Genomic DNA, 12,215 nt, shown 5'->3' with positions numbered 1-12,215 from the left:
CTCTACGTTAAAACGCCGACACCACCACATTATTCATCGGTGGATCAAGGCTAAGTATGCTTCAATTCCCGGAATGGGTTTGATGTTGTACCGCTGGGCACTTCGTGCAAAGGCCCACAGCCCCGCCAGGGAGCCATGGTCGGTGATAGCACAGGCTGACATGCCGGCATCAGACACCGCCTTGGTCAGGCCGTCGAGTCGCGCCAATCCATCAAGCTCTGAGTGCTCGGTGTGGACGTGAAGTGGCACATAGGTTGTTGAAGTCATACCCAGACAGTGTCCGGCAGAGCATAGATTTGACCCCGGACACTTCCAGTGCAGGTACTAACTATCCTTCAACAGCTTGGAGAGCCTGCATGACGAAATCGTCGAAGTCCAGTGGCGAAGAATCGATGTCGTCACAACCGTTGCACAGTAAGACGGCGCGCGACAACGCCTCGACAACACCTCAAAGCTCTCAACAGCCGGCTGAACCACAAATTGGGCTACATACCAGCTCGCATCGACGCAGCCAGCCATCAGTGGGTCAGCCCAACGACAACACGCCCCGCCGACCTCAGCCGGTGGTGCCCAACGCTAAGAGCAAGCTGCCCCAACAAGACGTCGACAGCGCAGGTAACCTGTCTGCTGGTGATGACAATGATGCACCGGGCGCCGTTCAACAAGCTACCAATCGCCAGTCCGCTACTCAGGGGGCGAAACAGAAAAAATCATCGCGCATAGCTCAGGCCGCTCGGTCCGTGAATATGGCAAAATCCGACTCAGCTGACAGCCTCTCATCACAAGGCCTAGAGGATGCCACGCTTGCCGGTGTGTCTGGTGTTGCCAGTGTCACTCCTGCTGGTAAAGCAATCAGTGGTGCTGTCACAAAGCTTTCCAACAGTCTTGAATCCAGCGAAGAAGATAATGCAGCCAAACGAACAGCAAAACAGGTTAGTCGTGATGGCGCAAAAGTCGCCAAGGGTGCGATCAAAGGTGCTGTCAAAGGCGGATTACACGGCGCCGCAACCGGGGCAGTTACCAGCCTGCTGAAAACCAAATCCTTTTGGGTTGTCATTACCGGCATCCTGTTGATCGTTAGCATCGGTATTTCGCTGCTTGGCATGATGCTGATGAGTTTGTTGGCCGGAGACACCGATTCTGCCCAGGAGTCTGCTGCACGAGCGTCTGTTGGTCAGTCAACCGCTGAGGTGGTCAGTGATGACTACGATGGCGCGGATTCCTCTGAACGGATGATGCAGCGTGTTGCCGAAACTACCGGTGCTGACTTCTATATCCTGTCGTCGATTTTGGCTGAATACGAAGGTGCCGACGACGGCGATCCCACCAGCTGGTTCGGCTTGACTGATGAGGCCAAAGACTACTTGGCATCGTCAGGTATCGAACTGGAAAATGGTCAGTGGAGTGTTGAGGATGAGGCTAGATATATTGGCGATCTAATCCTGGATGCCAAAGACGAACACTTTGGTCCCGGAGCATCCGCTGATTTAGCACAAGGCTACACCCTGTCAGTTGTCTCCGGTGGTCGCCAGCCCATCGACGGACAAGAAGAAGTGCGCCAGCAGGTCATCGACACGTGGGTGGAAGCTGTTGAAGCCCTGTCTATTGAAGACGCTGAGGACAACGCCCCAAGCATCGTGGATCGGGCACGTGACTGGAAGGTCAGCAAAGAGGAGCAAGTCTGCACCCCGGTCGTCAATACCGCATCAGAAGATACAGCACCGGCAACGGACATCTCGGCACCGGCGCAATACCAGCCGCTGATCCTGCAAGCTGCTGCCACCTCGGGCGTCTCATCAGAGATTTTGTCCGCCCAGCTGTTCCACGAGTCAGGATTTGACCCAACGGTCACTTCGCCGGCAGGTGCAATGGGTATCGCCCAGATCATGCCTGATACTTGGGCTGCATACGGCAATTGGGGAGATGCATACAACCCCAATGATGCGATTCCAGCTCAGGGTCGATACATGAAGGAAATGATGGAATTTGTGGAGGACATGGCCGGAGGGGATACTAAGGAACAAATCAAACTGGCGTTAGCTGCCTATAATGCCGGTCCTGGGAACGTGCAGAAATATGGTGGAGTACCGCCGTTCCGTGAGACTCAGAACTATGTGGAAAAGATTCTCAACGGCGTTGACGCCACGGGCTTTTCAGTCAACTGTGCGGCCTTTTCCAGCGGCCTAACTGTGGAAGGTATCGGGGCCGATGACTATCCGTACCGCGAACCGGTGGGCGTCAAGGGCTGGGGCTTTGCCCGTACCACCTTTGGGCACACTCAGCGGGAGTGCACCGACTTTGTCATGTGGCGAGTCAATCAGGCCATGGGGTGGACCCCTGATTCCGGTCAGCAGCCACCATTCACCTTCGCCAAGCTAGGTGTTAGCTATGGTTCTGGTCAACGAGGTGCAGGTTCATGGGTTGATATTCTCACCCAGGTCGATGGCATGGAGTTCACCAAAACCCCGCAACCAGGCGACATCGCATGGTGGGGGTACAACGATGTTGGCGGTGGCTACGGCCACGTCGGATTCGTCGCAGAAGTCAATGGCGATCAGGTCACCGTTGAGCACTACAACTACACCAATGTCTCGGCCTACAGTGTCACTGTTCACACATCTAGTGAGATTCCGGGATATATTCGTATAAGTGAAAGCCATGCCGCTTGATCGTGGGCCGTCAAACAGCTCAGGAAGCAATACAGATATGAAACAACCACGAGTTATCACCTCAACCATCGCCTTTGTCCTGGCTGCATCCATAGGATTGATCGGCTGCTCCACCCATGACGACCACGATGCCGCTGGTGGAAAGCAGCCGCAAAATATCGGCTTCGACCCCTTCCCAGCCGAGGGGACACCACAGCAGTCCGATGAGCAAGATGACGAGCCATCAGATGAATCTGAAGACGATGCCTTGCACGACGACTACCAGGAACCACTACCAGGTGTTGAAACCCTGGCATGGCAAACCGGAGACCAGCGACCTCCGGCGCTTGATGAGGTGACACGACCAACCAATGAAGAGGTCTATGCTCTAGAGAGCGTCACCCCCAAGGACATGGACCCTCAGCAGCTGGTGTTGACCGCGGCCAACATTATGACCACCTGGATTGCCAACGAGGACTTCTCAGAGACTGACGGGTATCGCCGCGCACTGAACTTGTTCGTGGACGACTTCGATGAATATTTCACTCCGCCACAAAATCCCACTCACAGCTATGGGTGGCTGAAATCTTTTGAACACGATGGTGCCACACAACCCTGGTCTGTGATTACCGACATCTACGATGAGGGCGACTTTGCTGAAATGCGGGTCATCACCCAACCCACCTGGGTCTCCGAAGACGGATGGACCATGAGAGATGATGAACGCCAGTGGGTCTTCCATGTTGAACGCGACGGTAAGGACTGGGTTATCTCGAACTTCACCGAGGGTGGCTTCCAGTAGGATCTGCCTCGATTCGTCAAACAGCCCGGTGACCGCGACGGTTTCCGGGCTGTTGTGTCTCTTCAGGACGGCAGGACAGTAGGCGTCGTTCGCCCTATGAGGCGGCTCGCTCCGATGCAATCCACGCTTGGATGTCTTCGGGGAGATACATCACCGATTGAGCACCATATTTGACAGGTCGTGGGCCACGGCCAGCGGAGTTCCAGTTGCTCAGAGTCCGAGGGCTGACCCCCAAAAGCTCGGCGGCATCATCTCTCGTCATCAAGGTGGGCAGATCGTGCTTGGTCATAGCGGTCACAGTGGTGGTATCGCTCATAGCTGATACTTCCTTTCCTCTAATAGGCCAGGGTTTTCTTTGCAAGAGTAGAGGATTTCAGATGTCAGATGTGGCGGCGTAGAGGTGGTGCAAAACAGCCTCTAAGTAAATAGGTATAGGGATTTTCCATGTCAGCACCACAGTTGATGTTGTTATACCCTAAACCCGCTTACTGCGCACCCACTCTAAGACGTCTTCGGGCAAATACATTCGCGCCCTGCTTCCAGAATGCACTGGCGTTGGACCTCCACCTTTGGAGCGCCAGTTACTCAGGGTCTTGGGGGAGATGTTCAGATATTCTGCAACCTCCTGTCGAGTCATCAATCGGGGGAGGTCTTTTCGGTCAACGATCTTTTCCTGCTGCTGAGTCATACACAGATAGTGTCCGGCGAGGTTTGCAGAGTGGATCAACAGAAGGAAGTAGAGTTCCTAATAGTGTCACAGGGGGAAAGCGGACACTTTAACGTTGACTTTACGTTGACTTTTGAAAGTTAAGCAAAGGGAAATCGAATGCAGCACAGGGTACTATTGAAATGGAAAACGGCGCAATACCAGGCGAGTATGCTTGGGTTGACGCGAGATAACAACGAAGTAGGAACCCCATGTCATTTGGTAAACGTGAACTTTATGACCGGGTTTTCTCGCAGAATATTCGCTGAACATAGGTGAAGTGAAGCGCGAATTTCACTTCAGTCATTCAGGTGAAGATGTCCATCAGATCGGCTTGCTGGTGCGGTCTTACTAGTTAGCCGATCTGATGATTTGTCTGAAATTCATGGGTTATCTTTGGCCCTGTTCTACACGAACCAAAATGTCGAAAAAGCACATGAACACTTTACGAACACTTTTGGTTCAACATTTCCTCTGCCCCTCGTCCAAAAATCCCCGGACACTCTTCTATTGCAAATCAGCTGTATTTTGATCTTATAGGAGCAACCGGGGCATATGGCCAGGCAACGACTTCGCATTGGGGAACGTGGGGAAATCGGTCACCGACAGGAGGGGCCGAAAAAATGGGTCGCAAGATGCCTGTATCGAGACTCCTGGGGTGAACGGCGTAATCTGACAGCTCGTGCCACGACTAAAGCAGCTGCAACGAGCGCGCTGAAAACTAAATGGCACAATTTATCCGAAAAAATTATCACCCGAGAAGAAGCGTCTACCGTTGTAACCTTTGACGCTTTAGCTCAGCGATACTTTGACTCTGTGCGTAACGATCACTCACCACGCCGGCCATTGCCTCGAACTATTCGAGATTTGGAAAGCCGGTACAGGAACCATCTGAGTCCGCAATGTGGCGATATGACTTTAGAAGAATGCACCGCGGGTTCACTTCACCAAGCATTGCAAAACATAGTCAAACCTGATGGCGGTCTGCTTGGAACCGCCCACGAATGTCGCAGTTTACTCGTCAAGTTCTTTGACTTTGCTATCCAGAATGGGATCGTTCGACATAACGTTGCACGAAGCATCCCGCAAGTCGGCTACAGAGCTCCCAAGCCTGTGTCATGGAGTGACGAACAAATCGAAAACATCCGCACCGCACTTCGACACTGGATGGAAAATGTTCCGAACTCAAACCAATGCATCCTCGACATTTACGACATGTCGCTGGCCACAGGGTGCCGCATCTCAGAGGTGCTAGGAATGACGTGGGAAGACGTGCACCTACCAGAGGGACCCGAAACACAAGGATGGGTTCATATCCAGCTGGCTGTGCTCACCAGAGACAAGAAGACCAATGTGATCGGATCGCCTAAAGGTGGTAAAACCAAGAAACTCACACTGCCTCAATTCGGCATAGAGATTCTGAAACGACGGATGCCTCAAAACGCCACCGGTCTTGTATTTTTCAATAACGCCGGCAATCCATTCCATGTGAGAAGTCTTTATGGGACAGCAGAGCGAGCATTTGAACGTGCCAGAAAAGACTTGGGCATTGATGTCCCGCAACGACTGAAATTCCACACTTCTCGAAAAACGGTCCTGTCTCAGATCGCCGAAACACACGGCATCGAATCTGCTTCCAAACAAGGCGGACATTCCACTCCAGAGGTCACCCGTCGTCACTATTGGGATCAAGAGCAGTCACCGGTCATCGATCATGCCAACTCTTTAGAACGGTTCGGGAAGACTGAAGAATAAAAGCCCTGCATGATGCACAGGTGAGTACATAAGTCAGAAGGCTTTCGTCAGCCAGAGTATCAGCAGAGGTGAGCGTCATCGCTATCGGCATCGACCGAATTACCGTCAATGTAGGCCACGCATTCGATTCTGAAAATCAGCGCCACATCGACAAGGTCGTCAAAGCGGTCGCAGCAGAGCACGGTGACGGGTTTGAAATGGAAAACTTTGAACCCGCGACCGGCAAAGTTGTGTTGCGCCGCGAAAACCGATCCGCCATCGCCTCGCACACCGGTAAGGCATCTATTGAAGTGCCGTTACCAACCGGCACCACCGAGCGGGATGGCAAGAAGCGTGCGCTTGCCTTTGCCGATGCTTACCCAGGCTATGTCATGACCACTTTCGAGCCGCACCGTCGTCGTGCCATCTTGTCAAAACTCGACGAAAGTATCGTACTTGCACGAGACGCCTTGTCCACCGCGTTGCGTTGCGAAGCGTGGGACATTCAGGTGACTTCACGGTCGAAAGGTGGCTTTGATTTCACCGTGCCGGCAACCTACCGACCATCAGCACACGACAAGGCGCTCACCGAGGTGACCGAGACGATTATCGGTCAGCCTGGTTGGTACTTTGAAACGGATACTCGGGCACGAACTGGTTCCATTATCCCGGCAAAACTGCCGACCTTTGAAGCGGTGTATTCCACGCCGTTGCCGTCCAAAGTCGAACCGTTCAACCCTGAGAAAAAAGATCACTTCCACATTCCTATCGGCATCGCATTGCCCGAGCCCGGCAAGAAGCATACCGAGCAGATCATCGACATCTCAGCTCACCAACACGTCCAAATCGGTGGTATCGCCCAGGCCGGTAAATCCACGGTCGTCAACTCTTACATTGCTCAATTTCTGGCACGCGGCGCAGTGCGGTGGTCCAACGTTGAGGCTTGATGTGCGGCAACTGTGATATTCCTTATTTTTCATGTGCTTTTGTTTGGATGTAGTATACAGCTTGAGATTATTGAATTCGAGTACCACGATGTCCCAACTGAACACAACATGGCTGGACTCGGCGGTGGGTGCCACCTATGGCTCGGTTCACGACCAAAAACTTATGCCATTCTGTAATGAAGTACAGCAATTTGTGGTGTCCGAGGTCTCCGATATTATTTCTGCTTTGTCGTTGCTGCGCGCGCCGTCAACCAACGTGTCCGTTCCCGGTGGAGGTCTTGTGACACACCTCCAGTCTGTGCGACGTCGACAACTGTTGAACCTCATTCGTGGCCGACAGTCGGATCCTAGATGTGCCGGGGTCCGCGAAATTCTATGAAACTAGGGGAGTGGCTCTGATGTCAGTGCAAGGCTCGGCTACCGAAGCCGCCGTCGTCGATTTTGTGATCGCAACGGAGTCGGATCAACCAGACCGCCCGGTGTCCTGGGAGCCGCATACACATCCGGTGCATGAGCTGACGTGGGTGCGGAACGGGGTTATGACCATTGTGCTGGAGCAGCGAATCTGGGCGGTGCCCGAGGGGTGGGGGTTGTGGATGCCCGCCGGGGTAGTGCATGCCGGCAGTATCTCGACAGGAACACAGTTCCATGCCAGTTTCTTTGCCACCGACCATTCAACATTCTCGCCCACCAAGCCGACCTGCCTGAAGATCAGTGCCCTGCTACACGAGTTGTTGTTGCACCTGGAGCGGCAGGATCTTGCCCCCGAGGCGCGCCGCCGCGCCGAACGGGTCGTCTTTGACCTGATTGAACCGGCAAGTCTGCTGATTGACTTACCCATCCCAGCCGATCGTCGTCTTGTCAGCATTGCAGAGGCGCTGTTCCAGAATCCGGCAGATACCAGGACCCTGGATGATTGGGCACGACTGGGTGGCGCCAGTAGCAGGACACTGGCACGCGCATTTACCGCATCGGTAGGTCAAAGTTTCACCGAGTGGCGCCGCCGGTTGCGCATGCAACGCGCACTGATCTTACTGGCCGAGGGCTACCCGGTCGCCGAAGTTGCCACTGAGGTGGGGTATCTGGACACCGGCTCATTCATTGCCGCGTTCCGGGAGACCATGGGGGAAACCCCCGGTCGGTTCCGCGAAAACATGATGTCCGATTTGGCCAACTCATAGTCTGAATCGGCTTATTGCGTCACCTTGCACGCCGTCCTAGTATGACTTAGGTAAGCCTTGCTTAATATCAGGGCCGCCGAATCGTGTATTACCTAGGAGTGCTGACGGCAGATGTTAGGCAGTGACATATGGCTGCGACCATAGGGGCCGCGGCCTCACCGGATACTGTGGCACCGTTGCGTCAACGGATTGGTGCCCCAGGACGCACCAGTGCAGCAGTCCTGGGCATACTCCTGGTGGCCATATTGTGTGTGATCAGCTGCTTTGTGGGATCTGGGGCGATGAGCCTGACAGACTCCTGGGCCGCGCTACGCGGCACCGGCAGCGAGTCCAACCTGCTCATCGTGCGTGATTACCGCATCCCACGCACCATCCTGGCGGTGCTGGTGGGTGCTGCCCTGGGAGCTGCCGGCGCCCTGATTCAGGCAATGACCCGCAACCCACTGGCCGACCCCGGTATCTTGGGTGTCAACGCCGGAGCCTATTTATTTGTGACTTTGGGTGCCGGTCTGCTGGGAATTAGCACCACGTTCGGGCAAGTGTGGTGTGCGATGCTGGGCGCATTACTCATTTCTGTTGCCGTGTTTCTGATCGGCACCACCGGCAGACAGGGCGGCAATCCGGTGCACCTGGTCCTGACCGGGGTTGCCCTCGGGGCGGTGCTGACCGGTATGAGTTCTAGCATCACGCTGCTCAACCCACAGGTCTTTGACAAAGTCCGCTACTGGAGTGCCGGATCCCTGCAGGGCCGTCAAATGGACGTGGTCCAGGGCGTGCTGCCATTTATTATCCTGGGACTGCTCATTGCCCTGGGACTGGCTCGACAACTCAATTCACTGGCCCTGGGCGAAGACCTCGCCCGTTCCCTGGGAGTCCACGTGGCCTGGATTCGGGCACTGGGATTTGTCGCAATCACCCTGCTGTGCGGGGCGGCTACCGCGGCGGCCGGACCGCTGAGCTTCATTGGGCTCATGGTGCCCCACGCGGTGCGCAGTGTGGTGGGCCCAGATCAGCGCTGGGTCATCCCCGTGAGTGTGATCAGCGCACCGGCACTGGTGCTCAGCGCCGATATTGTCGGTCGGATCTTACTGGGTAACGAACTTCCCGCCGGTGTTGTGGTCGCCTTCGTCGGCGCCCCGGTACTGATCTGGCTGGTTCGCCGAAGTGAGGCAAAAACACTGTGACGCAAACTCCGACGAAACAACTCACTGCAGCATCTTGGCCAGCCAGCACACGATTCTTGAAAATCCCCGGCAGTCGCCACACCCTACGTGTTAATCTTCGCAGCCTGACCGTGACGGTTACTCTGGCGGTGCTAGCGCTGGCGGTCGGATTCTGGTCGCTGACCATTGGTGACTCCACCCTGAACTTTAGTGACGTCCTGGCAGCGCTGCGAGGACAAGCAGATGACGGCATCTACCGGGTGGTGGTCCACTGGCGTCTATCGCGCATCACCCTGGCGTTGCTGGGCGGTGCCGCCTTGGCGTTGAGCGGAGCACTGTTTCAAACACTCACCAACAACCCCCTGGGCAGCCCCGATATCATCGGATTCAACACCGGGGCGTACACCGGTGCGCTGATCGGTATGCTCGTCTTCCAAACCTCCCATACCGGATCGGTCCTGGGAGCCATGCTTGGTGGGCTGTTCACCGCAGCTATGATCTACCTGCTGGCGCTACGCAAGGGCCTGACCGGATTCCGACTCATCGTCATCGGCATTGGCATCAGCGCACTGCTGGGTTCAATAAACACCTACCTGCTGTTGACGGCGAAACTGGAAAGTGCCGTATCAGCGGCTATCTGGGGTGCTGGATCGATCAACACCGCTACCTGGGCAGATGTGCTCACGGTAGCCGTTGTCCTACTGGTGTGTCTGCCGTTTCTGGCCCGGCTTTCCGGTGACATCAGCATGCTGCCCTTTGGTGATGATGTGGCCATCAGCCGGGGCGTACAAGTCGACCGATTGCGCAGGTGGATGATCCTGTTAGCCGTGGCTTTGACCGCCGGGGTGGTATCGGTTGCCGGACCCATCGCATTTATCGCCTTGGTGGCCCCACAAATCGCCGTCCGCATGACCAAAACCGGCACAATTCCCTTGCCGGCAAGTGCGATGCTGGGGGCACTGTTACTGGTGACCAGTGACCTGATATCTCGCACCATCGTGGCTCCCACCCAATTGCCGGTGGGTACCGTCACCGTCGTGGTCGGCGGCTGCTACTTGGTGTGGCTGCTGATCAACCAAAGCCGAAAGAATCGAGCATGAACAGTATTGTGAACCAACTCAGCACCCAGGGCTTACACGCCGGCTACGATAAGCGCACTATTCTTGACAACGTCTCCCTGGAGATCCCGCCGGGCTCATTCACCGTCATCGTGGGTGCCAACGCTTCGGGTAAATCTACCCTGCTGCGTTCCATGGCACGGCTGCTGCCGGCGCAATCGGGACGGGTGCTGCTGGATGGTGCCGATATTAGCTCCATGCGCACCAAGGAACTGGCCCGCCGCATCGGGCTGCTGCCCCAAAGCGCGGTGGCACCGGAGTCCATTACCGTCATTGACCTGGTATCTCGGGGCAGGCATCCACACCAGGGTATCTTCCGACAGTGGACCCAGACTGATGAGGCCGCCGTCCAGCAGGCACTGGCAGACACCAGGCTCACCGCATTGGCAACCTCAGCGGTGGACCAGCTATCGGGCGGGCAACGCCAGCGGGTGTGGATTGCCATGGTCCTTGCCCAAGACACCCCGTTGATGCTACTGGATGAGCCGACCACCTTTTTGGATCTGGCCCACCAAATCGAAGTACTGGAATTATGCACCACACTCAATAAGACCGGCCACACGCTGGTGGCGGTGCTGCACGATCTGAATCAGGCCGCCCGCTATGGCACCCATTTGGTGGCCATCAAAGACGGCACCATCCTGGCACAAGGGCCACCAGCTGAAACGGTCACAGCCGAACTTATTGAAGCCACGTTCGGGGTGCGCAGTCGCATCGTCGAAGATCCGGAATCGGGCACCCCACTGATCATTCCGCTAGCCCACGGTGCCGTCCAAGGCTAACCCCAGACAATATTTTAACCCGGTAACAACAACTTCAGGAGAACAACATCATGTCTATGTCCACCCGCAAAAACCCCGCAATACTTCTGGTGACCACCGCCGCGGCACTGACACTCGTGCTCAGCGGCTGTTCTGGCAACGACACTACTGACCCAGCCGCTGAACCTCCCGGCTCAGAGAACATTTTGGGCAGCGTTGAAACAAAATACGGCACCGTTGATGTGCCCGCACCAGCAGATGGTGAGGAATTACGGGTGGTGGCCCTGGGCTGGTCAGACGGTGAAGTTGCGCTGTCGCTCGGCGTCAAACCCGTGGCAATTTTGGACTGGCAGTCCCACGGTGAAGAAAACAACGGGGTGGGCTCCTGGATCGCCGATGACTTCGGTGACACCGAAGTCGAATTGATTGAACGCGGGGATGAATCACTAAACTACGAGCAGATCCAGTCCTTGGACCCAGATGTGATCCTCAACGTGCGGGCAGCATTCGATGACCAAGCTTATGAACGGCTCAGCGAAATTGCTCCAACGATTCAAGCAACCGAAGGCACACCGGATTATGCGGTGAACTGGCGTGACCACACCCGTACTATTGCCCAAGGTCTCGGCAAAGTCGAGGAGGGCGAAGCACAGGTTGCCGAACTTGACGAGAAGATTGCCGATATCAAAGACGAACACCCCCAATTTGATGGCGTCGAACTGGTCTCCGGCTCCAAATTCGGTGATGCCTACGGTGCCAGCCTGCCCGGTGATGCCCGCTTCGACCTCTACGGGGATCTCGGCTTCGTACTGGACGCAGAGATCGCCGAACTCCCCAGCCCGGATGGCTTCTTCGCGGCCGTGTCAGTGGAACAGGTTGAAGCCATGGATAGTGATATCGCCGTGCTGACCACCATCGGTTATCCCATCGAAGACCTAGAAAATGATGCGCTGATCAACTCACTGGATGTGGTCAAAGATGGTCGTGCCATCATCGTAGACCCAGAAAGTGACATTATGGCAGGAACCACTGCCGGCACCGTGCCCAGCCTGAGCATTGCACTGGACCAGGTTGTGCCCGAACTTGAAGACGTCGTCGCCAAACTCGAGAACAACTAGCCATAGTCCACTCAGCTGCGGACACACCCGGTGTCCG

General features: G+C 55.6%; 12 protein-coding genes. 9 read left to right on the top strand and 3 right to left on the bottom strand.

Translation table 11 applies throughout. The features are described from left to right. Positions 1-33 precede the first annotated feature (33 nt). Positions 34-267 (bottom strand): PHP domain-containing protein, encoded by a 234-nt coding sequence (locus L0H14_RS02355; RefSeq protein ID WP_301417697.1) that lies wholly within the window; start codon positions 265-267, stop codon positions 34-36. 89 nt (positions 268-356) lie between these two features. On the opposite strand from L0H14_RS02355, the gene L0H14_RS02350 reads away from it, so the two are divergent. Continuing rightward, positions 357-2,669, top strand: coding sequence for a transglycosylase SLT domain-containing protein (locus L0H14_RS02350; protein WP_301417699.1), 2,313 nt, complete (start codon positions 357-359; stop codon positions 2,667-2,669). Between the two features lie 37 nt (positions 2,670-2,706). Continuing rightward, complete coding sequence (locus L0H14_RS02345) at positions 2,707-3,450, top strand: hypothetical protein (protein WP_301417701.1); 744 nt, start codon at positions 2,707-2,709, stop codon at positions 3,448-3,450. A 94-nt stretch (positions 3,451-3,544) separates the two neighbouring features. Here the strand turns inward: L0H14_RS02345 and L0H14_RS02340 are convergent, their stop codons facing one another. Both L0H14_RS02340 and L0H14_RS12495 read right to left on the bottom strand, forming a co-directional pair. Further along, a complete protein-coding gene (locus tag L0H14_RS02340) occupies positions 3,545-3,766 on the bottom strand; it encodes an AlpA family transcriptional regulator (protein ID WP_301417703.1) in 222 nt (73 codons plus the stop codon). A 159-nt stretch (positions 3,767-3,925) separates the two neighbouring features. Then, positions 3,926-4,087: a helix-turn-helix transcriptional regulator gene (locus tag L0H14_RS12495; protein ID WP_367618753.1), complete on the bottom strand. Its 162-nt coding sequence runs from the start codon at positions 4,085-4,087 to the stop codon at positions 3,926-3,928. Positions 4,088-4,711: 624 nt separating this feature from the next. On the opposite strand from L0H14_RS12495, the gene L0H14_RS12490 reads away from it, so the two are divergent. The 7 genes from L0H14_RS12490 to L0H14_RS02305 all read left to right on the top strand — a co-directional run bounded on the left by L0H14_RS12490 (position 4,712) and on the right by L0H14_RS02305 (position 12,178). Continuing rightward, a complete protein-coding gene (locus L0H14_RS12490) occupies positions 4,712-5,911 on the top strand; it encodes a tyrosine-type recombinase/integrase (protein WP_367618752.1) in 1,200 nt (399 codons plus the stop codon). 68 nt (positions 5,912-5,979) lie between these two features. After that, positions 5,980-6,837 carry a hypothetical protein gene (locus L0H14_RS02330; RefSeq protein WP_301417706.1) on the top strand — a complete coding sequence of 286 codons (858 nt, stop codon included), beginning with the start codon at positions 5,980-5,982 and terminating at the stop codon, positions 6,835-6,837. A gap of 398 nt (positions 6,838-7,235) precedes the next feature. Further along, entirely contained in the window at positions 7,236-8,018 is a 783-nt protein-coding gene (locus L0H14_RS02325) for an AraC family transcriptional regulator (RefSeq protein WP_301417710.1), read from the top strand. Between the two features lie 128 nt (positions 8,019-8,146). After that, positions 8,147-9,202, top strand: a complete 1,056-nt coding sequence (locus tag L0H14_RS02320) for an iron chelate uptake ABC transporter family permease subunit (protein ID WP_301417712.1) — start codon at positions 8,147-8,149, stop codon at positions 9,200-9,202. Beyond that, the gene (locus L0H14_RS02315; RefSeq protein ID WP_301417714.1) at positions 9,199-10,281 is read left to right on the top strand and encodes an iron chelate uptake ABC transporter family permease subunit; all 1,083 of its coding nucleotides are present in this window, start codon (positions 9,199-9,201) and stop codon (positions 10,279-10,281) included. Before L0H14_RS02320 ends, L0H14_RS02315 begins: the two co-directional genes overlap by 4 nt. Next, on the top strand, positions 10,278-11,081 hold the full coding sequence (locus L0H14_RS02310) for an ABC transporter ATP-binding protein (protein ID WP_301417715.1): 804 nt from the start codon (positions 10,278-10,280) through the stop codon (positions 11,079-11,081). The genes L0H14_RS02315 and L0H14_RS02310 overlap by 4 nt, the downstream gene beginning before the upstream one ends. Positions 11,082-11,131: 50 nt before the next feature. Further along, positions 11,132-12,178, top strand: coding sequence for an ABC transporter substrate-binding protein (locus tag L0H14_RS02305; protein ID WP_301417717.1), 1,047 nt, complete (start codon positions 11,132-11,134; stop codon positions 12,176-12,178). Positions 12,179-12,215 lie beyond the last annotated feature (37 nt).

Origin of the sequence: Yaniella sp. (genome assembly GCF_030453185.1) — a bacterium.
GTDB lineage: Bacteria > Actinomycetota > Actinomycetes > Actinomycetales > Micrococcaceae > Yaniella.
Note: the sequence above shows the minus strand (reverse complement) of the source record. Positions and strands in the feature narration are given on the sequence as shown.